The following is a 23,357-nucleotide window of genomic DNA, read 5'->3' as shown; positions in this document are numbered from 1 at the left end:
TGCCCGAATGCGACTGGCGTCCATCTCACTATGCAGCATCGCCGTGGCGATGCTGCTGTCATGCACGACAGCGAGGACTGAGAGCGCGCTTGTCCGAAAACTGCTCGATCCAGCCACCCGCATGCGTGCGCTGTATGAAATGGAAAACGGGGCGAAGGAACAGAGCTTTGAGGAGTTCGCCGAACAACACGCCAACCTCCGGGTGACCGTGTGTCCTCAACGCGGTTCGGCACCGCCGCTGTATATCGTGTCCCATGACCCCGACTGGAGGTCGTCAGAATTGATCTCACCTGACGACTACGAGATCATGAGGCCTGACGAGCTGTTCCAAGAGCGGCCTTCATCATTCAGCACGGGCGGCAAGGGGCCGCCTCGTCTGGTGGACCAGTCCTTGGACGGCTTCCACCCGGATGGCAGAAGCTTCACCCCCTTCGACGGGGACAACATGATCACCGACGGTTACCTCCTCGACGTCAACGGTGACGGTTTGGTGGAGATGCTGGACACCTGCAACACAGGGGTGTCCGGCGGCCATGACAAGGTCGAGGTTCTCACGATTCAAACAGCAGAGCTGAAACCGAGAACGCTGCTGACCGTGGTGCTGAACTGGCACGCCAGAGACGCTGACACGGCTGAGAACCGCTGGTCGTGGGACATTCGAGCGGGGACCAATGGCACCTGGCAGGTGGTGCTCTTTCCGAGCACCGGCACACCTGAAAAGCCCGGCGCGGTTTATGAATGGGATGCCGCCAGGAAGCGATTCATTGGTCCCGATGGCGGCAAGGGCAGCCACTTTGCGCGTCTGCAGGACGACCTGCTGCAATGGAGCGACGCCCTGGAGAAAATGCATTCCGATGGCGGGCTTGCCTACCCAGTGGTGGTCCAGCCATCTCCTTTGGCGGACGCAGAGCCAGCCTACGGACCTGTGCCACCACCTCCGCCGGCCCGGCCGTATGTGAAGCAGTCACGCAAAGGGCTGAGCCATGCAGAGCTGTTCGCGTTCATGGGGCCGGGGCAGAATTTTCACGATCATGCCCGCGAGCATCAGTCACGTGATCGCGTTCCGGAAGGTTTCTGGGACATGGCACCTCAGGCGGCCGCGTTGAAGCTGGTGGAAATCAATCGCTCAGACAGGCACCGCTCGTTTTTTCAACTCGCTGTGGACGATCGCGACGGGCGGCAACCTCCGGAAACGGGAACGCTCCATCTCAGTCACAGCTCATCCGGCTGCTACAATGCCCGCCAGTGGGCAATCTTCATTTCCTTTCATCCTGGCGACTCCTGGATGGCCTGTGCACGCACGGCGACCAATGGTGCCGCCACTCACAATGCACTCCGGGATGGCGTGTACTACGACTTTAGCTGGCACGAGCTGAAGGATGCGGACGCCCGGCATCTCGCGCACACCGTCTGGTGGCTGGACCGAGTGCGCAGCCGTGACCGGCGCAAAGACCAAGGCGGATCGGGCATGTCCATGTCCACCGCCGATGGTTTCGCCCAGCTCAAGCTCCAGCCGTCCGCAGGTGGCAAGGCGCTGGTGGACTTGGACGGCACGGTGTTCTCGAACGATGTCTGCCTGCGCTGGAACGCCGACTACAACAAAGAGACGGCGCTGAACTTTGCCTGTCTGCTGATTGAAAAAGAGCTTCCATCGCGCTGGGGCGGCAGCCGTGACTTTCTGCATCATGCCATGCCCGTATTGCGAGGGTGGCAGGACGCACCGCCCGACCCGACCACAACGGAAAAGCGCAGACAGGAGGTCCGCGTGATCCTGGAGCGCTTTTTGGAACGGTTGGACCATCCGCCTGCCCTCAAGCCTGCTTTTATTGCCCTCGCGCTTGAAGCGGCCGCGGAGACCGGTGTGCCGATCGCAGATGTGGCGACAAAGCTTGAAACCCGGATGCACCCGCCGTCCAGGACGGAGAACGAACTGCGCGAGTTGGAAAGGCGCGTCAAGGCCGCCGGCCCACGACCTCTTCCGTCCTTGCCGGACACGTTTACCGGAGCCGACGATCCTTTTGGTGGAGCTGGCGACGTCAATACGACCGCAGCCAGACCCAAACAGCCATCAGACGTTGAAATACGCGCACAGAAGCTGGCGCAAGAGCGGCTCGACGATGAATTGCGTGCTCACGAATTGCGCCAGGAACTTGAGGACGACCTTTCCTTCATGCTGCGCAACACGCTGCCCGTCGTCCGCCGAAAACTCGCCGCACGTGACGACGTGGCTGCTCTGAAGACGTGGGCGCTGGCACACGGACCGGAGGCTGCGTGGGCCATGCGTCGCCTGCGGGAGCTGGACCTGGGAGCCTACGTCGATGTTCTTTCCACAGACCTGCTCAAGCTGACATCTGCCGATGAAGTGCCCACAGCAGTGGCTTTGTTCGAGGAACTTTGCGACGCGGATATCAACGCTGCCACGCGACTGCTCCCCCAGATGAAAGGAAAGGCTCGTGAAGCCTGCGCGGTCATCGCGCCACCTGTTGTAGGCATCGAAACGGACGTGGACCACTTGGTCGCCGTACTAGCCGACCCCAAGACCGGCGACCAGGGCAAACGAACGGTGATCGACAAGCTGGTGCCGCCCGATGATCCGATGCGACATCGCGATCCCCGCATCGAAAAGGCGCTGCTCAAAGAAATGAAGGATCAAGCAGGCGAGTTCGCCGGCACTGGCCGAATGGCGGCAGAGGCGCTGACAAAACGCGACGGAGCGATCCGGCATTGGGAGGCCTTCAATGCCTTCCATCAGAAGGAAATCGCCCTGAATCTGGATGCCAACGACTATCTTTGCCGCCTGGTCTCGGGCAGCAACAACGGCCAGCACCTGGACGAATGCCGCACCCTGCTGGTGAAGCAGCTTCACCACACCAATTCGGCGCTGAACCCCGTCTTTGCCGCCATATACGTGCTCAATCTGCGTGACACCGCGTCTGAACTGGAACGCGTGGCCACTTTTGATGGCACGGACGTCGAAGGGAGAGAGGCCAGGACAGCAGGCGGACAGGCACATGCGGTGACCGGCCGTTTCCATCTGCCCCGGCAAATACTCGCCGTGTGGAATGAGCCCGATCCCACCACCATCACACGGATGCTGATCGCGTGGAGCGTTCACCACGCTTCTGAAAAAGGCCTGTTTCGAGATCGTGTGGAGGCGCAGGTCAACACCACCCTCGCCACGCCAGGCGTCGATCGTGCTGCCATACGCGAGTTCCTGGACTGGTGTGTGAAGTCTGCCGGCGTCAGCCTGGACGATCCCATCGACGTGAAGGCGAAACAGATGCTGGAAGGGTGGCGCCAAAGTCTGCGCTGAGAGCACGTCCTTTGCCGCAAAGGCTGCTTGCGTGCGGGATCGTGTCTGGCACTTTGCGCGCCCATCCTCCCCAAGCCATGTCCAAGAAAGCCGCTTCCAAGCCCTCCCTGCATCGCAAACACAGCGCCGTCGTTGTCGATGGCGTGGAACGCGCCGCCAGCCGTGCCATGCTGCACGCGGTGGGTTTTAAGCGCGAGGACTTCAAGAAGAACAAGATCGGCATCGCCAGCACCTGGAGCATGGTCACGCCCTGCAACATGCACATCGACCGCCTCGCGAAGGAAGCGGCCAAAGGGGTCGATGCCGCCGGCGGCAAGTCGGTGATTTTCAACACCATCACCATCTCCGATGGCATCTCGATGGGCACGGAGGGGATGAAGTACTCACTCGTTTCCCGCGAGGTCATCGCCGACTCGATTGAAACGGTCGTCGGCTGCGAAGGCATGGACGGCTACGTCGCCATTGGCGGCTGTGACAAGAACATGCCCGGCTGCATCATGGCCATGGGGCGCATGAATCGTCCGAGCGTGTTTGTTTACGGCGGCACGATCCTTCCTGGCTGCGTCGGACCGGAGAAGAAGGATGCGGACATCGTCACCGTCTTCGAAGCCATCGGCAAACACGCGAACTGCCAGATCTCTGACAAGCAGCTCGTCGATATCGAAGAGCACTCCATCCCGGGTGAAGGTTCCTGTGGCGGCATGTACACGGCCAACACGATGGCCAGCGCCATAGAAGCCATGGGCATGAGCCTTCCCAACAGCGGTGCGCAGGCGGCAGTTTCGAATGAGAAGCTGATTGACTGCTTTGACGCCGGCGCTGCTGTGATGAACATGATCAAACGCGGCATCACGCCGCGCGACATCATGACGAAGGAGGCTTTTGAGAACGCCATCACGCTGATCATCACGCTCGGTGGCTCCACGAACGCCGTGCTGCACCTGATCGCCGCCGCTCACAGCGCAGGCGTGAAGCTTGGGATCGAGGACTTCGTCCGCATCGGCAAGAAGACGCCGGTGCTGGCCGATCTGCGCCCAAGCGGGAAATATTTCATGAACGACCTGGTGAAGATCGGCGGCACCGTGCCGCTGATGCGCCTGCTGGTCGAGGAAGGCCTCATGCACGGCGACTGCCTGACCGTCACCGGCAAGACGATGAAGGAAAACATGCGGAACTCCAAGATCGTGTGGCCGAAGAGCCAGACGATTGTGCGCCCGCTCGCTGATCCGATCAAAAAAGACAGCCACCTCGTCATCTTCAAAGGCAATCTTTGCCCCGGAGGCGCCGTCGGCAAAATCACCGGTAAAGAGGGCACCAAATTCAGCGGCAAGGCCATCGTGTTCGAGTCTGAAGAGACCGCGCTGCAGGCCATCCTGAACGACAAGGTCAAGAAGGGCCACGTCATCGTCGTGCGCATGGAAGGCCCGAAAGGCGGACCCGGCATGCGCGAGATGCTTTCCCCCACCAGCGCCATCATGGGCAAAGGACTGGGCAAGGATGTCGCCTTCATCACCGACGGACGTTTCAGCGGCGGCAGCCACGGTTTCGTGGTCGGCCATGTCACGCCGGAGGCGTTTGTCGGCGGCCCGATCGCCGTCATCAAGAACGGCGACCCGATCACCATCGACGCGGTGAAGCGCAGCATCACGCTGGGCATTCCTGACAAGGAGCTCAAAACCCGCCTCAAGGCCTGGAAGCAGCCGAAACCGCGCTACACTCGCGGTGTGCTGGCGAAGTATGCGAAGCTCACCTGCGACGCCAGCCATGGCGCGGTAACGGATCTGGGGCTGTGACCGTTCACAAGGCTGAGCGAAAGCAGGCTCCAGAGACAACCCGGGCCATTCCTCTCCTACTCGGAAATGAGGATCTGATCCTCAGGCTCCAGCTTGATGTCCTTCGCGGTGTCTGATGTGACGTTTCGAAGGTCCAGTTCGAGGGTTTTGCCAGCCCGAATGAGCTTCGTGTTCTTAGGCCGGGCAAATTCATTGAGTCCTCCAGCGACGCTGATGGCTTTCATGATCGTCATGCCGGCGTTGTAGGCGACGGGACCGTTCTTGCGGCAGCCACTCACCACATACACCATGCGGTCAGGGGTGTTGCCGCCGTCAATGGTCACGTTGACGACAGGTCTGGTGTAGATCTCGCTCTTGATGTAGGCGTCCTGAACGGCCCGCTGGAGGGCTGAAGGCTTCAAGCCGGCTGCTTTGACCTCGCCAACGTGCACGAGGTTGATCGTTCCGCTGTCGCTGATGCTGTAAACTCTGCTGATTTGCGCCGCATCGCTCTCCAGGATCCCGCCGATCGACAAGGCAACCCGATCACCGGCTTTGAGAGGCAGTTCTGTGTTCTCCGCGAAAGCTGGCAGCGCGAGGAGAAGCAGCCCAAGGCACGCTTTCATGATCAGGGACATAAATCAACGCGGTGGAGTGTTCGGAGGGCGAAGACGTCCGTGGTCCCGGGTTTACTCTGGAACGATGATCTGGTCCTCCGGCTGGAGGGGGACGTCGCGACGCGGGTCGGCGCTGATGTCCTTCAAATTGATCTCGGAGGTGGTGCCGTTGCGGATGAGCTTGGTGCGGCTGGGTTTGGCGAACGGAGTGAAGCCGCCGGCGACACCGATGGCTTTCAGGATCGTCATTCCGGGGCTGTAGGGCACGGGGCCGTTTTTGGCACAACCGCTGATCACATACACCATGCGGGCCGTGGCAGCGTCGCCATCAATGGAGACGGTGACGGTCGGCCGGGTGTAAATCTCACGGGCGATGTAGGTCTGCTCAATGCTGCGCTGGAGGGAGGAAGGCTTCATGCCGGCGGCACGGACCTCTCCTATGTAAAGGAGGTTGATGGTGCCGTTGTCGCTGACGGTGTAGATGCCCCGGATCTGGGCGACTTCGCTGTCGGGAATGCCGCCGATGGACAGGGTGACGCGGTCGTTGGCCTTGAGGGCCAGTTCGCCGTTTTGCGCACGTGCAGCGGCCACGAGGAGTCCGAAGGCGGCGATGGCGAGGAGGATTTTTCGCAAGTTCATGTGAGTTGGCTGGTTCGGGGTCAAAAGACATCATCGCCCTCGGCGCGTGCCATGGGCCGGGTTCCGGCAAGGGCCGGAGCCGTGCTCTCCGCCTTCACCTTGCGGCGGCGTGACTTGCCACTGCTGCCATTCGGCGAATTGGTGGGCGAGTAATAGGTGTAGTAGCTCGTGTAGTATTGATACTGCGCGTCGCTCTGCAGATCGACGTTGTTGAGAACGACGCCGATGACCTTGCCACCCACATTGTCCACGGTCTGCTTCACCCGCATGAGCATGTGGCGTGGCAGTTTCCGGTGCTGCACGACGATCATGGTCATGTCAGCCTCGTTGGCGAGCACCGAAGCGTCGCTGACACCGAGGATTGGCGGCGAATCGATGAGCACGAGGTCGAAGCGGCTCTTCACGTCGGCGATGAGATCCACCATGCGTTGGGAGTTGAGCAATCCGGCGCTGTCCGCCGGAAGCAGGCCGCTGGGCAGGAAGAACAGATTTTCCACCTGGGTGCGCAACACGACGTCCTCCAGCCGGATGTCGGTGGTGAGGTAATTTGTCAGCCCCGTGGTGTGGCTGACGTCGAAGTGCGTGTGCATGCTGGGACGACGCAGGTCGGCATCGATGAGCAGCACGTTGTAACCTCCCTGGGCACAGACGTAGGCGAGGTTCACCATCGTCGTGGACTTGCCTTCGCCAGCACCACCGCTGACGACAGTGAGGCAGTTGGCATCAGGAGACTTGCGGTTGAATTCGATGTTCGTGCGCAGGATGCGATACGCCTCGGCATCGGGATTGAAGCCGCTGGAGCGGTGCAGCACGCCGACGTTCTTTGGCACAACGGCGAGAACGGGGACTCCAAGGAAGCGCTCAACGTCATCGAGGCTCTTCACGGTGGTGTCCATGTACTCGAGGAAGAAGGCGAGGCCGAGGCCGAACATGAGACCCAGCACGCCGCCGAGGGCCAGATGCAGCGGAACGTTGGGCTTGGCGGGTTTCCCTTCGGGCTCCGCCTCGGCGTAGATAGTGGCGGGTGATTTCTGGAGTTCGATGCCGACCTTTTCCTCAAGGTTTCTGGAGCTCAAGTTGACGATAATGTTGTCAAGCTGAGCCACCTCGTCCTTGGCGCTCTTGTACTCGTTGTAGAGCGTTTGCATGCCCAGGATCTCGTCTTTGGCTTTGCCAGTGTATTCCACGAGCGACTCGTGTTTCTTTTTCGCGGCATCAAGGCGATTTTGGAGGCCCTGAACATGCGCCTGCGCCTCATCGACAATTTGTTTTTTCAACGTGTCGATCTGGCTGGTGAGGCTTTCAATTTGAGGATGACGGCGGCCCATGCCGGCATTCAGAAATCCCTCACGCTGCACCAAAAGTTCGTTGTATTTCGCCGTATTGGCGATCAGTGACGGATTTTCGAGTTTCAGCCCCGAGGCACGTGCGATCAGTTCGTCAGCGCTGAGTTTGCCGACCTGATCGATCTCGGCCTGAAGCGTGAGGATGTCCTGGTCTGACTGCATGAGCAACTGCTCGCGTGACATCTGGATGCTCTCCTCAGAGGTGCGAAGATCGCTGCCAGGATTCAGTGAGCTGCCTCCCCCCATGAACCATTCACCGACGATGCCTGCCTTGCGCTTGGCCTCCTGAGCGCGGATTTGCGCCTGTTCGCGCAGTTTTTCCTGATCGGAGATTTTTTGTTCCAGCACGGTGAGGGCCTTTTGTTTTCTTTCAACCTCGATGTTGTTGCGCTGGGCCATGTAGCTCTTCGCAATCTCATTGGCGATCGTGGCCGCGAGCTGGGAGTCCTGGTCGTAGTAGTCGATGATGACGAAGTCAGAGCGCAGCATGGACTGCGTTTCCAAGTTCGCCCGCAACCGGGCCAGGGCTGCCTGACGGCTGGGCAACTCCCAACGCTTCGTGAGATCGAGTTTCTCGATGACAGGATACAGCGTGGTGGGCTTGGTGATCGTCTCGAACTGGGTCTTGATGTATTCCTGGGTGAAAGCCAGGCTGTCGCCACGGTTGCGGTCGAACACGTTGATGTCCTGAGTGATGCGCTCAATCGTCATTTCAACATGCCCGCGATATTTGCGTGGCATGATGTAGGTGAGGACCGCTGCGGCGGCGAAGATGAGGATGAAACAGAGGGAAATGAGGCCGAGACGGTTTTTGACCACCTGCCAGGTGTCCATCGCATGCTTTTGGAGTTCTGATCCTGTCTCGTTCATGCCGGCATTGGCGTTAGATTTTTGGAAAGCTTAACAAACGGGTCTTGAAACGCCGCCAGCGGGAGTTCGTGGTGTCCGAAACTGCCCGCCGGCGGATTGGTGTCTGGCTGTGAGAGATTGACTAGAAGGAGGCGGTGGCACCAAGCGAGACCCGGTGGCGGTCGAACTCGCGCAGAGCATCGGTGGACTGAAGCGTGGAGAATGAGTAGCTGGCGTTCAGATTGAGGTTTTCGAGAAGCTGATACCCGATTCCTGCGGAGATCAGGCCCGAATGCTCGGTCACATCGCCCGTTCCGCCGTTGTCGAACTCACTGTAAGCGTAGGAGGCGCTGGTGTTGACGCTGAAGCGCTTGGTGACCTGATGGTGAAGCTGCAGCCCAGTGTTCAGACCGTAGCGGCTGTTGAAGGCGGCGAGTTCAGCCCCGTTGAAGCCGAGCGCGGCAAACCAGCGCACCATGGTCTGGCGATCCACCGCATAGCTGACCGCCGCTTCTGCGTAAGGGGCAGTCTGGTTCACACGATCGGAATCGTAGAACTCAGCACCAGCCCGGAAGGAACCGGACGTGCGCTCGCTCCATGCGTGATCGACGCCGAGAAGCGCAAACTGAGAGGTGAAGTTCTTGTCCGCACGCGTGACATAGGTCGCCATGCGATATCGATATTCCGCCGTCAGGCTGGTGCGCTTGTTGAGCGCATAGGAGACCTGCTGGGCAAAGAGATGGGTGTACCGATCTTCAGGATCGGCCACCAAGTCATCCTGATATCCGATGCCATCAATGGTGTACGAAGTGGTGGTCGAAAGCCGGGGCGTCCAGGCGTAGCTGACATTGAAGTTATTGTAGCCATAGAGGTACTGCCCGTTCCAAAGCGTGGTGGACGCGCCATAGCCATAGGCCGTGCCGGGATCGACGCCGTAGGTCAGATAGAAGTTGTTGCTGATCTTCAGGCGCTCGGAGAAGCGGTGTTCGAAGCTCGCCGACCCACGTGCGTTATAGAACGTTCCGCCGAAACGCGGCACTCCGTCGATGTAGTGAATGACGCTCGTGTCGAGGTTGAAGCTGAACGGCGTTGTGCGGTCCGGGCGCGTATAGGCGGCACCAAATCCTCCTTGGACATACCAGGACTCGATGTCCTGAACCAGCGGCGAATTGACGCGGTATTTCAGCATGTCGTAACCGCTCTGACCCGTGAAAGAGAAGGTGAGCGGTTGTTCCGTTCTAAAGTCTGCGGAGTAATTCTGAATGGCCACCAATCCCTGAGCACGCGCAACCACTGGGCTGAGCAGTCCAGCTGCCAGAATCAGCATAGCGAGTGAAAAGCGCATGGCGAAAAGGGTCCGAGGTGGGGAATTAGGGGGTCAATGCCGTCGGTGGATGCCTCGTCAGGGAATCGAGGTCGAAGGAGACACGGGATTGGTGTCGCAACGGCAGGGCAGCGGGCCGGAAGCAGGTGGCTGGATCAGGAACACACCGCGAATGGAAGAAGGGACGAAGAAGTCTTCCTCAACGGGGGCCGGGGGCAAAACCGGATTCTTAACATTCACCGGGTTTTTCTCAGACGCCGTGACTGGGCGCGGTGTGTCATCGACTGGTGTAACAGCGGCCAGACCAGGGACGACAGAACCTGCGGCGTCGTTGATCACGCCAGCCATCTTAGGTGCCACTGAGACGGCGGTTTGAACGATCTGGCTGGCGAGCCCGGCATCGGCCTTTGAGGCCACAATGGCGGCTTTCACAATGTCTGCCGCACAACTTTCATTGATCACCAAAGCGTCTTCCACCACCATCAGCACCTTCGATGGATCTTTGGCGACAGCAGCACTCACATCGCTGGAGATTTCAGCGCAACCGCCCGCTGATTGGGCGAAAACCGGGGTAAGAACTGCGAACGAGAACATGCCTGCGATCGCGATGCGAGATGCAAATACAGCTTTCATAAGCGGCAGTGAATTTACAGTTTTTTGAAGGTTTTATGCGTGATCAGAGCGGGTAGTGGGAATCGAACCCACATGGCCAGCGTGGAAGGCTGGAACTTTACCATTAAGCTATACCCGCAATTAAAGTTATAGTATCACGTAACACCTCACTGCCGCAAGATATTTTTTAGAATTAAATGTAAGATTTTAAAATTTTAGAAACACTGATCTATTCAGAATTTCAAAAGTTTACCAATCTGACTCTTCAATTGCGGCTGTTTATTAGCACCAATGAGGAAGGTGGCAAGCAGGGAGTCAAAAGAAGCCATTTTGACCTGAACATTCATGCAATCCATCCGACCTGGGGCGCGCGACAGGTCCGCTGCCTCATTTTTTTGAAGAATCAGCGTCGGCGTAGTCCTCGCCACTCAGGCTCTGGACCACGTTTTCCAGCCACTTTTCGAGATTCCCCTGCATTTCCGGCACACGCTCGGGCTGCTCCGCCAGAAGAACAGTGCTTTCATCGGGGTCGGTGGCGAGGTTGTACAGTTCCCAGGTGACATCGTGGGTGCGTCGATTCTCAATGCGGTGCAACTTCCAAGGCCAGTCGAGCCAGGCGGCGTGTCCTGGAAACTCAGTGAGTGACTGTGGAGATCCCATTTTTCCCGCGTCGGGTCGGATTCGAGCCGGATCTTCAGGCTCCTCACCCCGGTGTTGTGCGGCCAGCAGTTCATCCATCCATGCCTTGGATGGTGTGCTGATGCCTTTGACACCCGCATCCCAGAACCCGATCGGCTTGGTGCGACGCGACGTCTGTCCAGTCAGCAAAGGCATGAGATCGATCCCATCCAGCGGCGGCTGATTTTCCATGGTCACTCCCGCGATGCCGAGCACCGTGGGATAGATGTCAGAGGTGACACACGGTGCCTTGACGACCTTGGGTTCGTTGAAAACCGCCGGCCACTCCAACAGCGACGGCACCGCGAGACCTCCCTCATAAACCTGCCCTTTGAACCCCCGCCGCCCGCCTGTGGAGCCGACTTTGGGCAACGCTCCGTTGTCGCTGCAATACCACAGGAGAGTTTCCTCGCTGACATTCAGTTCCTTCAGAGCGGATCGCAGCCGTCCAAACGCACGGTCCATGGCGGTGATCTCACCATAAAAGTTCTGCTGCTTCTCCGGGAGGCCCGCATACGGTGCCCTGTCGGCCTCCAGCGCCTGATGAGGGTCATGCGGCGAGCCGAACCAGACCACCGCAAAGAAACGCTGTTTCGTTTCAGCGCAGCGGCGGATGAACTTCAGCGCATGCCCGACGGTCACGTCCGAACTGTCGCCTTTGAATGCTTCTGCCCTGCCCTGCACGCTCAGCACCGGATCGAGATCGAAGAAATTCGGCGACGACACCCACTCGTCGAAGCCGCTGGCTCCCGGGCTGACCGGACTGGCCTTCTGCACCGAGCCCAAATGCCATTTGCCGAAGTGACCGGTCGCATATCCGGCGGTTTTCAATGCCTCGGCGATGGTGATCTCCTGCGGGCGCAGCGTGTGCCCCCAGGAGAAGCAGCCAAACCGGTTCGGCGTCCGCCCGGTCATCACGCTGCCGCGTGTGGGAGAGCAGACCGGTGCCGCGGCGTGAAACTGGTCAAATCGCAGCCCTTCTTTCGCCATCGCGTCGAAGTTCGGCGTCTTCACATGCGGATGGCCATTGTAACCCATGTCTCCCCAGCCCTGATCATCCGCCATCACGAGCACGATGTTGGGCGGCTCCACCGCGAACGCGGTGGCGGCGGCTAGCGACATGACGGCAAGGGGCAACGCGGAGATTTTCATGCCACGATCATAGGCAGATCACGCCGCGTCTGGAATCCAAAAAATGGCGCGTCAGCGCCATTCGAGCTCGTGCGACAGCATCGTGTCGTTGTCGAAGACGAAACGGCCGATGAAACGCCGACGATCCACGAGCGTCTGCGCCAGCCAGTGCTCATCATCCGCCCACATCTGGTCAAAAGGCAGCTCGTCCAGGGAGGTCCACAGGGGCAGCGCCTCGGGCGTCTCCACAGGCTCCCCTTCGTGCCGGGTGGCGATCCAGACATCCACATGCATCCGCAAACCGTCCACGAACTGGAACCATAACTCGCCATGATGAACTGGATCCAAGGCGGTGACACCCAGTTCTTCCTGGGTCTCTCGCACCGCGCATTCGAGAGAGGTCTCCCCAGGGTCGATCTTGCCCCCGGGGCCGTTGATCTTGCCAGCACCGAGGCCACGCTTCTTGCGGATGAGCAATACCTCACGCTTTGCCTCATCGATGATGAACATCAGCGTCGCTCGGACGCCAGGCTGCCAGGTCTGCCAGTCGATCGTCACCGTGAGTCAGCGTTTTTTCCAGGGAAGCGCCCGAAGCCAGCGCTTGCCGCTCTTGATGTCGAGCGCTTGGGCCAGGATTTCCGTGTCTCCCGCGTCGAAATCCTCCGCCCGTGGCAGTCCCGCCGGAAGTTCGGGCTCCGGCTCCGGAACCGGCAGCGATTCGGGCAAGGGAGGAGCGATCATCTTTTGATTCAGCGGTGGCACGGCATTCACCGGCACCACCAGGCCGCCGGAAATGATCATCTTCATCGCCTCCTCGATGGTGATCGGTGCATCGCTGACTTTTTCGGAGTCCACCACCAGCAGAATTCCCGTCATGGGACTCGGGGCGGTCGGCAGCAGCACGCAAGTCTGCGCCTTTCCACTGTGCGGATCACAATACTGGCCCGTGGCGAAACCGATCATGCGCATGCCCGTGACTGGATAATCCACAAAGACCACACGCTTGAAATTCTGCTTCGTCGCCCCGAGGCCACGGAAAGCGTCGATCACCTGCTTGAGCGGCCGGTAGATCACCGCCACGAGCGGGATGCGCAGCAGCAGCTTGTCCACCGCCGTGACGAAGTGCACTCCGATCACGTTGGTGGCCATGAATCCCAGCCCCAGGATCACCAGCAGCGAGAACAGGAAGCCGATGAAATTGGTGAGGTTCTCCAGCTTCGGATCATCAATGTCGAGCAGCGGCTGGTCGGACAGTTCGTTCACCAGGCTCACGATCTGCGCCAGCACCGGCTTGCTCCAGCCGTGCATGAGGTCGTAGATCGAGTAGAGGATCCAGAAAGTGATGATCAGCGGAAGGGCCAGCGCCAGACCTGCCAGGAACTTGTTCCGCAGCCACACACCCCAGCCTTTCGGCGCATGCGCCTCGGCGGGTGAAGTCGTGTGGAGGGAAGTCGGCGTCATGACGTGTCTTTTCAGTGCGTGAATGAGAACGCACTGCAACTGCTTTGTTCAGCCAAAATCGACGCGTCCAGGACGAAAGTCACGCTCCCACGAGCATGCGTGCGGGATTCTCGATGCACTCCTTCACGCGAATCAGGAAGGTCACGGCTTCCTTGCCATCGACGACGCGGTGGTCGTAGCTGAGGGCGAGGTTCATCATCGGGCGGATGACGACCTGACCATCGACGGCGATCGGGCGTTGCTGGATGCTGTGCATGCCGAGGATGCCGCTCTGAGGCGGGTTGATGATCGGGGTGCTCAGCAGAGAACCGTAAACGCCACCGTTGCTGATGGTGAAGACACCGCCCGTAAGGTCGGAGACCTGAAGTTTGCCGTCCTTGGCTTTTTTGGCGTAGCCGAGGATGTCCTGCTCGAGTTCGGCGAAGGACTTCTGATCGGCATCGCGCAGGACGGGGACGATGAGGCCGCGCTCGGTGCCGACGGCGACGCCGATGTCGTAGTAGTGCTGATGGACGATTTCATCGCCTTCGACGCGGACGTTGATCTGCGGGACGGCTTTGAGGGCTTCGACCACGGCTTTGATGAAGAAGCTCATGAAGCCGAGTTTGACGCCGTTTTTGGCGACAAAGGCATCCTGGAGCTTGGAACGCAGCGCCATGACGTTGGACATGTCGCACTCGTTGAAGGTGGTCAGGATCGCGGCGGTGCGCTGGGCGCTGACGAGCTGGTCGGCGATCTTTTTGCGCAGCGGGGTCATCTTCTTCCGCGTGATGCGGCCTTCAGGGGAAGGCGCGGGCTTCGCGGCGGGTTCTGGAGTCGGTTCGGGCTTCGGAACGACTTTAAACTCGGTGATGTTGGTGGGCTTCGCTTCCGGTTTTGGCTCGGAAGCGGCGGCAGGAGCCGGTTTGGGCGCTTCGGGGGCTTTTTCGACGGCGGGAGCGGCTCCTTCGGCGATTTGGCCGACGACGTCGCCGATGACGACATCGTCGCCGGGCTGTTTGGCGATGCTGAGCGTGCCGGCGGCCTCGGCGGTGACTTCAGCGGCCACTTTGTCGGTTTCGAGCGTCAGGAGGATGTCGCCGACTTTGACGAAGTCGCCGTTTTTGAAGTGCCATTTGGCGATCTGGCCTCCAGTGACGGATTCGCCGAGTGCGGGGATTTTGATGTCAGCCATGGTCGTGGGGGAGTTTAGTCGTTGGAAAGCTTCTTGATGATCTTGCGGGCGAGATGCTCGTTGATTTCGCGGTGTCTCGGAATGGCATCCGCAACATTCGTGACCGGATTGCGATACCAGTCGTGATTGCCTCCATGCCTGACGAGATAACAACCCATGTCTTCGAGTCTGCGGATAAGGTCGAGCCGTTTCATGCCAGTTCGAGCTCCATCTCACCCCGATGACGGATCCCCGCGATCTCGCCGCTGGTGAGGTCCTTGTAGAGGTCTGCGAGCATCACCTTCAGCTCCTCCAAAGACTCGCCCTGTGTCCAATGGTCAGGAAACTCGTCCAAATAGCCGAGCCACCAGTCGCCATCGCGCCAATAGGTGAACGTGAGTTTCTGTTTCATGACGGGTCAGATTACACGCTGAAGGCGTCCTCGACCAGTTTCTCCTGCTCAAGAACATGGATGGCCTTGGAGCCTGCGGCGGGGCTGGAGGAGCGCTCGCGGCCGGCGTAGCGCAGCTTGTGATTGCTGAGCTCTTCGAGGCGCGGGCGGATGTAGTAGAAGGCACCCATGTTGCGTGGCTCCTCCTGGCACCAGATCCATTTCTTCTGCGCCCGCGGATACTTGGAGACGATCTCCTTCAGCATCTCGTAGTTCAGCGGGTAAAGCTGCTCGATGCGGATGATGGCGGCGTTCTTGATCTTGTGCTCCTCGCGGAACTCAAGCAGGTCATAATAAACCTTGCCGGAGCACAAAATGAGGCGCGTGACCCGCTCCGCCGGTCCCAGCAGGTGCTCGTCGTCCAGCACCTCGCGGAATGTGGTGCCTTCCGCCATGTCGCTGAGCTTGCTGACGCACTTCGGATGGCGCAGGAGGCTCTTCGGCGTCATCACGACGAGCGGCTTGCGCGTGCCGCGTTTGATCTGGCGGCGCAGGGCGTGGAAGTACTGCGCGGGCGTGGTGAAATTGCACACCTGCATGTTGCCGCCGGCGCAGAGCTGCAGGAATCGCTCCAGGCGGGCGCTGGAATGCTCGGGCCCCTGCCCTTCATAGCCGTGCGGCAGCAGCAGCGTGATGTGGCACGGCCGCTGCCATTTGCTCTCGGCGGAGGCGATGAACTGGTCGATGATGACCTGCGCTCCGTTCACGAAGTCGCCAAATTGAGCCTCCCAGCAGACGAGCAGGTTGCTCGCGAGCAGCGAGTAGCCGTAGTCGAACCCGAGCACGGCGGCCTCGGACAAAAGCGAGTTGTAAACGCAGTAGCGGCCCTGCTCGGCCTCCAGGTTGTTCAGCGGGATGTAGCGCTCACGTGTTTGTGAGTCATAGAACACACTGTGGCGATGGCTGAACGTGCCACGACGCACGTCCTGACCGCTGAGACGCACCCCGTGGCCTTCCGTGAGCAGTGTGCCGAAGGCCAGCGATTCGGCGTAGGCCCAGTCGATGCCTTCTCCTGCTTCGATGGCCTTTTTGCGGGCCGCGAGGAAGCGTTTGGCGATCGTGGGATGCAGATTGAAGCCCTCCGGCGTCTCCAGCAGCCGCTGGCCCACCGCCTTGAGGCTGGGGAACTCGACTCCGGTTTTGACCGGATGGTAATCGTAAGCCGCCTGAGGCTCCGCCATGCTGCCTTCGAAAGGATTGCCGCCATTCGCGGACTTGTCCTTGTCCGCCAGAGTCTGCACCCCTTGCTCCAGCTCGTCTTCCAGCTCCTTCTGCAACGCGGCTGAGCCGGCCTCGTCCAGGATGCCCTGGCTGGCAAGATCCAGGCGGAACAGCGTGGCGGTGGACGGATGCTGGCCGATGGCACGCGCCATGTTCGGCTGCGTGAAACCGGGCTCGTCGGTCTCATTGTGGCCGTGACGGCGGTAGCAGACGATGTCCAGGATGACATCGCGCCCGAAGGTCTGGCGGAATTCGAGCGCCAGCTTCGCGGCACGCATCACCTCCATCGGGCTGTCGCCGTTCACGTGAAACACGGGGGCCTCGATCATCTTCGCCACATCCGTGCAGTAATCGGAGCTGCGGGCATCCGCCGGCTGCGTGGTGAAACCGATCTGGTTGTTCACGATCACATGGATGGTGCCGCCGGTGCGGTAACCGGGGAGTTGCGAGAGATTCAGCACCTCGGCGACGAGCCCCTGGCCGGCAAAAGCGGCATCGCCGTGGATCAGCACGGGAATCACCTTTCTCCGCTCGGCCGTGTCGCCCAGCGCGCGCTGGCGTGCACGGGCCATGCCTTCAACCACCGGATCGACAGCCTCCAGATGGCTCGGATTCGGGGCGAGCATCACACCCACATGGTGTCCGCCGCTGGTCTCGCGCATGGTTTCAAAGCCCAGGTGGTATTTCACGTCGCCGTCCCCGGCGACCATGTTCGGCACGTAGTTCTCGCTGAACTCGTAGAAGAGATACTCCAGCGGCTTGCGCAGGAAATTCGCCAGCACGCTCAGGCGGCCGCGGTGGGCCATGCCCATGATGATCTCCTTGCCGCCGTAGGCCGGCATGCCTTCGAGGATCGTCTCCAGCGCCACCAGCATGCTCTCTCCACCTTCCACGGAGAAGCGCTTCTGCCCCACGAACCGGCGGTGCAGGAAGCGCTCGAAGGTCTCCGCCTCCAGCAGCCAGCGCAGCGCGTCGATGTGCTCCTTGGCGCCCGGTTTTGCCACTTCAGTGACCTCCACGCGGTCCAGCAGCCAGGTGCGCACCTCCGGATTGTGGATGTGCATGAACTCAAAACCCGTCTTCCCGCAGTAAATCGCGCGCAGTTCCGCCAGCATCGTCTTCAGCTTCATCGGCTGTCCGCCGCGATACATGTGCGTCTGCACCTCCTCCTCCAGCTCGTCATCGGTGAAGCCCAGCCCGGCCACGGTGAGCGAGGCCACCTCCGGTCCCTGCGTGCTGAGCGGGTCCAGATGCGCGGCGGTGTGGCCCAGGGAGCGGAAATGCTGCAGCGCGTTCGTCACCCGCATGCGGAAGCTCAGCGTTTTCTCGGACAGCGCCACGGAACTGTCAGCGCTGCCTCCTTTGGCCGGCTGGGCGGCCAGTTTTGCCATGCCGAGCTCGAATCCTTCAAAAAATGACGACCACAGCGGCTCGACGGAGTCAGGGTCTTTTTTCCAGTCGAGGTATTTCGACTCGAGGAAGTCCGCGTTGGCGCGGTAGGGGAGTGAGGCACTCATTGGGGCTTTTTTACGGGGAGGGGGCTCGCAGAATGCGCCCAATCGACGCGAGTGCAAATAGGGAAAGCCTGCTTTTTCACGGGGCAAACGGCCTCCCCTGCCCGGGCTATCGATTCCCGCCAGATCCGGGTGCGGCGGCCGCCTGTGGGATCGCGCGCAAAAAGCCGCCCTCACCCGCGTTTACCCGCGCCATGCGCCGCTTCCTTTGCCTCCTTGGCTTTTCCCTCGTTCATGCGCTCTCCGCCGCAGAGAGGCCGAACGTCCTCTTCATCTACGCCGACGACTGGGGCTGGGGTGATCTGGCCTGCCACGGCCACCCGCACCTGAAGACGCCGAACCTCGACCGCATCGCGAAGGAGGGCACCGATTTTCATCACTTCGTCGTGTGCAATCCGGTCTGCTCACCGAGCCGCACCGCCATCGTGACCGGGCAGTATCCGGCAAGGCATCGTGTGCATCAGCATTTCGCCAGTCATGCGGAAAATGAGGCGCGGCAGATGCCGGACTGGCTCGATCCGAAGGCGCCCCTGCTCTCGCGTATCTTCAAAGAGGCGGGTTACGCGACAGGGCACTTCGGGAAATGGCATCTTTCCGGCCAGGGCAAGGACACGAGCCCGCCACTGCCCGCCGAATACGGTTACGATGAGGCCCGTGCGTGGACTGGACCCGGCGCGGGCGTTTTTGAAGGCAGCAGCGTCGAAAAAATCTCCGGCGATGCGCATGACAAGCACGCCGCGTCATTCATGACCATCGCGGCCACGGATCATGCGCTCAATTTCATCCGCAAAGCCAAGGACAAGCCATTTTACGTGAACCTGTGGCTGCATGAGACGCATCACCTCGTTTCCGCCACGGATGAGGACAAAAAGGAGTATCCCGACACCGCCGAGCCGCAGCGCACCTACTATTCCGCCGTGACTCGTGCCGACAAACAGATCGGCCGCATGCTGGCGCTGCTGGACGAGTTGAAAATCGCCGACAACACCCTCGTCCTCTTCTCCAGCGACAACGGGCCGGAGAATTCGATGCCGGAGCCAGGGCAGAAGTTTTATTTCAGCGTTGGCGACACCGGCGGGCTGCGCGGGCGCAAGCGCAGCCTCTACATGGGCGGCGTGAACGTGCCCTTCCTCGTGCGCTGGCCCGGTCATGTGCCCGCAGGCCGCGTGGACAAGACCAGCGTCATCGCCGGAGTGGACATGCTGCCGACGCTGCTGGCCGCGACCGGCGTGTCGATGCCTGCGAACTATCAGCCCGACGGCGTCAACGTGCTCGCCGCATTCCAAGGCGAGGCCTTCACACGTCCTCAACCGCTCTTCTGGGAATGGCGTGGCCCGAATTCCCATGATCACGACTGGCCGCAGCTCTCCATGCGCGATGGCTTCCATACCCTCGTCATGTCGCGCGATGAAAAGCAGGTCGAACTCTACGATCTGACCAAGGATCGCAGCCAGCAGCACGATCTCGCCACCAGCGAACCCGATCGCACCGCGAAGATGGTCGCGGCCATCAAGAACTGGAAAGCCACCCTGCCCGAACAAAGTGATCCGCCGGCACCCACGGCCCGCCGCCCTCGCGCTCCAGCTCTCAAAACGCCCTCAAAGCCCGGAACCGACTACACCGCCGCCTTCAAACGCTGGGACAAGAACAGCGACGGCTTTCTATCGCTGGAGGAATACACCAATGGCCTCGCGCAGAAGGAAAATGCCCCGCAACGCTTCAAAAACTTCGACAAGAACAACGACGGCAAGGTGAGCGAGGAGGAGTTCGTGAAACGATGAGGATGACCGCGGCCGTATCCTCACACCACTTGTACCACCATGAAAACATCACTCAATCGAAGGCAGTTCGCCTGGCAGGCATCCTCGGGCCTCTGTGGCCTGATGGCAGGCAGCCTCCTCGGCACGGACAAAACCGGCACGCCGGAACGCGATCCGGCGGCGAAACGGCTCATCGTGCTCGGCCTCAACGGGCTCGCCCGGGCGCACACGATGAATTACTTCACCGATGGCCATCGCGCGGCCGCCTTGGTCGCCGCGCATCTGATGTGCGAGGAGAATCACCTGCCTGAAGCCGCTCATGCACGCATCGAGCAGATGTTTGACCTGAACTGGGCGAAGACGCCGCTGTGCGCGGCCTTTCCTCAGGAAGACGCGGACCCATCGCAGGTCAAAAAGATCGGCGAGGCGCTGATGGAGGCTCATGGATCGCTGCGCGAGGTGGGGCACAACGCGATCTTTGCCATGCACGCCATCCGTGGCTTCCGCCTGATGCCGGAACTGGCCACCCCGCAGCGCATCGATGGCGTGTGCAAGCTCATCCGCGCCATCAAACCCTGGCGCGATGACGTTCCCATCAATGAGGCCGTCAATCCACCGCCATTCAAGGACACCGCCGCCGCCGCGACCTTTGTGCTGCGCGAAGCGAGCACCGCGATTGATCAATGGAACGCCCACGGTCAGGGCTTTTCCGGCCACATGCTCACCTTCGGCCAGGCGCTCGTGGAACTCGCCGAAATGGGCGATGCCGAATGGGCCGAAAGCTGCCGCGAGGCCTTCCGCAAATACGTGACCATCACCCGCAACGGCCCTGGCCCCGATGACGCGCCGCGTCCCGCGCACAAGCGCTCCCCGCTCCGGCCGAACAGCACGGAATACTGGCAGAAGCGCGGCGACAAGCAGGTCGATATCGGCCACGCCTTCAAATACCCCTACAGCTACTACGCCCTGCTCCGCCGCGTAAACGATGACGCGCTCAAGCAGGAACTGGATGAGAAGGCGTGGCGCGTGTTCTGATGCCGCAGGATTGAAGCTGCGGGAACTGTGAGTCGGACGCACCAGAGAGTTTGCGTCAGATTCATCGCCGCTCAGACGTTGAAGCCCAGCCCATGCACCGCCTTTGGCTCATCTTCCTGTTCCCACCGGTGACTTTCGCCGCCATTCCGGCCATCCAGCCGTTTCTCGACCAGAACTGCATGGACTGCCATGACGCGGAGATGAAGAAAGGCGGCCTCGATCTCGCGGCCCTGCCCACGGATGGCTCGGACGCCGCCGCGCTGAAGAAATGGGTGCGCGTCTTTGACCGCGTGGCTGCGGGCGAGATGCCGCCACCGAAAAAGAAGCAGCCGTCGCAGGATGCGGTACAGGATTTCATGGGCGCTCTCGGCGCCGATCTCGTGGTGAAGTCGAACGCGCAGAAGGGCACCGTGCTGCGCCGTCTGAACCGCCGCGAGTATCAAAACACGATCAACGACCTCCTCGGTGTGAAGGTGAACATCATCGACGCGCTGCCTGAGGACGGCCGTGCGCTCGGTTTCGACAACATCGGCGAGGCGCTCTCCATTTCCGGCATCCAGATGCAGCGCTACATGGAAGTCGCCGAGACGGCGCTCAACACCGCGCTCTATGCGGATGCGAAACCCGAAAAAACCACGCAGACCGCCACGCTCGAAAGCGACCGCAACAAGGACAACATCGGCAAGCACTGGTTGAAGCGCGACGACGGCGCGATCGTCGTTTTCAACAACGGCGGCTTCCCCAGCACGGTGATTCCGAATCTGCGCGCAAAGGCCGCCGGAACCTACAAGCTGCGTGTCACCGGCTACGGCTATCAAATCGAGGAGCCCGCCGTCTTCGCCCTCATCACCGGCAGCTTCAATTTCCGCAACGCGGACAACGTCACGCACAGCTTTCACGAGCTGCCCGCCGACAAAGCCGGCACGGTCGAGATCACGCTGCACCTCGACGCGAACAAAGGCATCTGGATCAGTCCGCAGGGTCTCAATGGCCCGGACGGGCATTCGCCGGTCAAAGACGGCCCCGCCAACTATCCCGGCGAAGGACTCGCCCTCCTGTCCGTCGAGCTGGCAGGCCCCTTCATCGACGCATGGCCGCCACGAGGCCAGAAGATGCTCCTCGGCGACGCCAAGCTGCGCGAATTGATGCCCGACAAGCCCTGGATGCGTGGCAAGGCCGGTTACAAGCCCGTTTTCACCGCCGACAGCGCCGATCCCACTGCTGATGCACGCAAACTGCTGCCGCCGTTCGCCCAGGCCGCGTTTCGTCGTCCGGTCACGGCATCTGAGGTGGAGCCATTTGTGAAGCTCTTCGATGCCGAATTCGCCGAAGGGAAGGATTTCCTCGCCGCCATGCGCACCGCAGCCATCGCCGTGCTGTGCTCGCCTGAGTTTCTGTATTTGAAGGAGCCTGCGGGCAGGCTGGACGACCTCCAGATCGCCTCACGCCTCAGCTACTTCCTCACCCGCGGCACACCGGACGCGGAACTGCTCGCCGCGAAGCTCACACAGCCCGCCGTTCTTCGCGCGCAAACGGAACGCTTGCTCAAAGCGGACACGCTGGAGCGTTTCGTCACCGATTTCACCGACGGCTGGCTGAACCTGCGCGAGATCGAGTTCACCACGCCCGACAAGCAGCTCTATCCCGAATACGACGAACTGCTGCTCGACTCCATGCTGCGCGAGACACGTGGATTCTTCACGGAGCTCATTCAAAACAACCTCAGCGCCGCCAACATCGTCCAAAGTGACTTCGCGATGCTCGATGCACGCCTCGCCCGCCACTACGGCATCCCCGGCGTGGCTGGAATGGAACTGCGCAAAGTGAAGCTGCCGGCCGACAGCCATCGCGGCGGCGTTTTGACCCAGGCCAGCGTGATGAAAGTCAGCGCCAACGGCACCAACACCTCGCCCGTCGTGCGTGGGATCTTCGTGATGGATCGCATCCTCGGCCTGGAGCCGCCGCCGCCACCGCCAGGTGTTCCCGGCGTCGAGCCCGACATCCGCGGCGCCACCACGCTGCGCGAACTGCTTGACAAGCATCGCAACACGGAGAGTTGCAACGGCTGCCACAAGGTCATCGACGCGCCCGGCTTTGCGCTCGAAAACTACGACGTCATTGGCGGCTGGCGCGACCGTTTCCGCAGTATCGACAAGGGTGATCAGGTGAGCCTCAAGATCGAAGGCCGCAAAGTCCGCTACCGCCTCGGCCCGCCCGTGGATGCTGCCGGAGAGCTCCCGGATGGCCGGGAGTTCGCCAGCTTTGCCGAGCTGCAAAAGCTCCTCGTTGCCGATCAGGACCGCGTCGCCCGCTGCATCATCGAAAAGCTCCTCGTCTTCGCCACCGGCCGCCCCATGGGCTTCTCCGACCGCGCCGAACTCGACCACATCCTCACCGCCTCGAAGGCCAAAGGCCACGGCATGCGGGATCTCCTCCACGCCGTGGTGCAGAGCGAGGTTTTCAGGAACAAGTGAGCGTGCT

The 23,357-nt window shown here is 60.8% G+C and carries 17 protein-coding genes and 1 tRNA gene; 5 read left to right on the top strand and 13 right to left on the bottom strand.

The window, feature by feature from the left end; all coding sequences use genetic code 11:
* The first annotated feature begins 121 nt into the window (after positions 1-121).
* Together IAE77_RS13685 and ilvD are read left to right on the top strand one after the other, a co-directional pair.
* Complete coding sequence (locus tag IAE77_RS13685) at positions 122-3,313, top strand: hypothetical protein (protein ID WP_294227412.1); 3,192 nt, start codon at positions 122-124, stop codon at positions 3,311-3,313.
* Between the two features lie 77 nt (positions 3,314-3,390).
* Positions 3,391-5,106 carry a dihydroxy-acid dehydratase gene (gene ilvD, locus IAE77_RS13680; protein ID WP_294227410.1) on the top strand — a complete coding sequence of 572 codons (1,716 nt, stop codon included), beginning with the start codon at positions 3,391-3,393 and terminating at the stop codon, positions 5,104-5,106.
* A gap of 56 nt (positions 5,107-5,162) precedes the next feature.
* On the opposite strand, the gene IAE77_RS13675 is transcribed toward ilvD, so the two are convergent.
* From IAE77_RS13675 to IAE77_RS13615, 13 genes are all read right to left on the bottom strand, one after another.
* Positions 5,163-5,711 carry a polysaccharide biosynthesis/export family protein gene (locus tag IAE77_RS13675; RefSeq protein ID WP_294227408.1) on the bottom strand — a complete coding sequence of 183 codons (549 nt, stop codon included), beginning with the start codon at positions 5,709-5,711 and terminating at the stop codon, positions 5,163-5,165.
* A 63-nt stretch (positions 5,712-5,774) separates the two neighbouring features.
* Complete coding sequence (locus IAE77_RS13670) at positions 5,775-6,341, bottom strand: polysaccharide biosynthesis/export family protein (protein ID WP_294227406.1); 567 nt, start codon at positions 6,339-6,341, stop codon at positions 5,775-5,777.
* Between the two features lie 20 nt (positions 6,342-6,361).
* Positions 6,362-8,557: a polysaccharide biosynthesis tyrosine autokinase gene (locus IAE77_RS13665; protein ID WP_294227404.1), complete on the bottom strand. Its 2,196-nt coding sequence runs from the start codon at positions 8,555-8,557 to the stop codon at positions 6,362-6,364.
* A 121-nt stretch (positions 8,558-8,678) separates the two neighbouring features.
* Entirely contained in the window at positions 8,679-9,881 is a 1,203-nt protein-coding gene (locus IAE77_RS13660) for an outer membrane beta-barrel protein (protein WP_294227401.1), read from the bottom strand.
* Positions 9,882-9,938: 57 nt separating this feature from the next.
* On the bottom strand, positions 9,939-10,493 hold the full coding sequence (locus tag IAE77_RS13655; protein ID WP_294227399.1) for a hypothetical protein: 555 nt from the start codon (positions 10,491-10,493) through the stop codon (positions 9,939-9,941).
* Between the two features lie 47 nt (positions 10,494-10,540).
* Positions 10,541-10,611 (bottom strand) — tRNA-Gly (locus IAE77_RS13650).
* A gap of 248 nt (positions 10,612-10,859) precedes the next feature.
* Complete coding sequence (locus IAE77_RS13645) at positions 10,860-12,272, bottom strand: sulfatase-like hydrolase/transferase (RefSeq protein WP_294227397.1); 1,413 nt, start codon at positions 12,270-12,272, stop codon at positions 10,860-10,862.
* Positions 12,273-12,353: 81 nt separating this feature from the next.
* The gene (locus IAE77_RS13640; protein WP_294227395.1) at positions 12,354-12,791 is read right to left on the bottom strand and encodes an 8-oxo-dGTP diphosphatase; all 438 of its coding nucleotides are present in this window, start codon (positions 12,789-12,791) and stop codon (positions 12,354-12,356) included.
* Positions 12,792-12,845: 54 nt separating this feature from the next.
* Entirely contained in the window at positions 12,846-13,742 is an 897-nt protein-coding gene (locus IAE77_RS13635; RefSeq protein ID WP_294227393.1) for a DUF502 domain-containing protein, read from the bottom strand.
* Positions 13,743-13,821: 79 nt separating this feature from the next.
* Positions 13,822-14,916, bottom strand: a complete 1,095-nt coding sequence (gene sucB, locus IAE77_RS13630) for a dihydrolipoyllysine-residue succinyltransferase (RefSeq protein WP_294227391.1) — start codon at positions 14,914-14,916, stop codon at positions 13,822-13,824.
* Between the two features lie 14 nt (positions 14,917-14,930).
* Complete coding sequence (locus IAE77_RS13625) at positions 14,931-15,110, bottom strand: type II toxin-antitoxin system HicA family toxin (protein WP_294227389.1); 180 nt, start codon at positions 15,108-15,110, stop codon at positions 14,931-14,933.
* Positions 15,107-15,307 (bottom strand): hypothetical protein, encoded by a 201-nt coding sequence (locus tag IAE77_RS13620; RefSeq protein ID WP_294227388.1) that lies wholly within the window; start codon positions 15,305-15,307, stop codon positions 15,107-15,109. Before IAE77_RS13620 ends, IAE77_RS13625 begins: the two co-directional genes overlap by 4 nt.
* 11 nt (positions 15,308-15,318) lie before the next feature.
* Positions 15,319-18,084 carry a 2-oxoglutarate dehydrogenase E1 component gene (locus IAE77_RS13615; RefSeq protein WP_294227387.1) on the bottom strand — a complete coding sequence of 922 codons (2,766 nt, stop codon included), beginning with the start codon at positions 18,082-18,084 and terminating at the stop codon, positions 15,319-15,321.
* 191 nt (positions 18,085-18,275) lie between these two features.
* Between IAE77_RS13615 and IAE77_RS13610 the strand changes: the two genes are divergently transcribed.
* From IAE77_RS13610 to IAE77_RS13600, 3 genes are all read left to right on the top strand, one after another.
* Positions 18,276-19,862 carry a sulfatase-like hydrolase/transferase gene (locus IAE77_RS13610; RefSeq protein ID WP_294227385.1) on the top strand — a complete coding sequence of 529 codons (1,587 nt, stop codon included), beginning with the start codon at positions 18,276-18,278 and terminating at the stop codon, positions 19,860-19,862.
* A gap of 39 nt (positions 19,863-19,901) precedes the next feature.
* Positions 19,902-20,876 (top strand): hypothetical protein, encoded by a 975-nt coding sequence (locus IAE77_RS13605; RefSeq protein WP_294227383.1) that lies wholly within the window; start codon positions 19,902-19,904, stop codon positions 20,874-20,876.
* 92 nt (positions 20,877-20,968) lie between these two features.
* Positions 20,969-23,350: a DUF1592 domain-containing protein gene (locus tag IAE77_RS13600; protein ID WP_294227370.1), complete on the top strand. Its 2,382-nt coding sequence runs from the start codon at positions 20,969-20,971 to the stop codon at positions 23,348-23,350.
* Positions 23,351-23,357: the final 7 nt, after the last annotated feature.

Source organism: Prosthecobacter sp., from assembly GCF_014879935.1.
Taxonomy (GTDB): domain Bacteria; phylum Verrucomicrobiota; class Verrucomicrobiia; order Verrucomicrobiales; family Verrucomicrobiaceae; genus Prosthecobacter.
The sequence above is the reverse complement of the archived record's forward strand: the minus strand, read 5'-3'. Positions and strand labels throughout refer to the sequence as shown.

Excerpts from the sequence above, each read along its gene's own strand:
- sucB (WP_294227391.1), bottom strand. The coding sequence starts at position 14,916 with ATGGCTGACATCAAAATCCCCGCACTCGGCGAATCCGTCACTGGAGGC.
- IAE77_RS13620 (WP_294227388.1), bottom strand. The coding sequence starts at position 15,307 with ATGAAACAGAAACTCACGTTCACCTATTGGCGCGATGGCGACTGGTGG.
- IAE77_RS13665 (WP_294227404.1), bottom strand. The coding sequence starts at position 8,557 with ATGAACGAGACAGGATCAGAACTCCAAAAGCATGCGATGGACACCTGG.
- IAE77_RS13670 (WP_294227406.1), bottom strand. The coding sequence starts at position 6,341 with ATGAACTTGCGAAAAATCCTCCTCGCCATCGCCGCCTTCGGACTCCTC.
- IAE77_RS13660 (WP_294227401.1), bottom strand. The coding sequence starts at position 9,881 with ATGCGCTTTTCACTCGCTATGCTGATTCTGGCAGCTGGACTGCTCAGC.
- IAE77_RS13675 (WP_294227408.1), bottom strand. The coding sequence starts at position 5,711 with ATGAAAGCGTGCCTTGGGCTGCTTCTCCTCGCGCTGCCAGCTTTCGCG.
- IAE77_RS13640 (WP_294227395.1), bottom strand. The coding sequence starts at position 12,791 with ATGTTCATCATCGATGAGGCAAAGCGTGAGGTATTGCTCATCCGCAAG.
- ilvD (WP_294227410.1), top strand. The coding sequence starts at position 3,391 with ATGTCCAAGAAAGCCGCTTCCAAGCCCTCCCTGCATCGCAAACACAGC.
- IAE77_RS13685 (WP_294227412.1), top strand. The coding sequence starts at position 122 with ATGCGTGCGCTGTATGAAATGGAAAACGGGGCGAAGGAACAGAGCTTT.
- IAE77_RS13635 (WP_294227393.1), bottom strand. The coding sequence starts at position 13,742 with ATGACGCCGACTTCCCTCCACACGACTTCACCCGCCGAGGCGCATGCG.
- IAE77_RS13600 (WP_294227370.1), top strand. The coding sequence starts at position 20,969 with ATGCACCGCCTTTGGCTCATCTTCCTGTTCCCACCGGTGACTTTCGCC.
- IAE77_RS13615 (WP_294227387.1), bottom strand. The coding sequence starts at position 18,084 with ATGAGTGCCTCACTCCCCTACCGCGCCAACGCGGACTTCCTCGAGTCG.
- IAE77_RS13625 (WP_294227389.1), bottom strand. The coding sequence starts at position 15,110 with ATGAAACGGCTCGACCTTATCCGCAGACTCGAAGACATGGGTTGTTAT.
- IAE77_RS13610 (WP_294227385.1), top strand. The coding sequence starts at position 18,276 with ATGCGCCGCTTCCTTTGCCTCCTTGGCTTTTCCCTCGTTCATGCGCTC.
- IAE77_RS13655 (WP_294227399.1), bottom strand. The coding sequence starts at position 10,493 with ATGAAAGCTGTATTTGCATCTCGCATCGCGATCGCAGGCATGTTCTCG.
- IAE77_RS13605 (WP_294227383.1), top strand. The coding sequence starts at position 19,902 with ATGAAAACATCACTCAATCGAAGGCAGTTCGCCTGGCAGGCATCCTCG.
- IAE77_RS13645 (WP_294227397.1), bottom strand. The coding sequence starts at position 12,272 with ATGTCGCTAGCCGCCGCCACCGCGTTCGCGGTGGAGCCGCCCAACATC.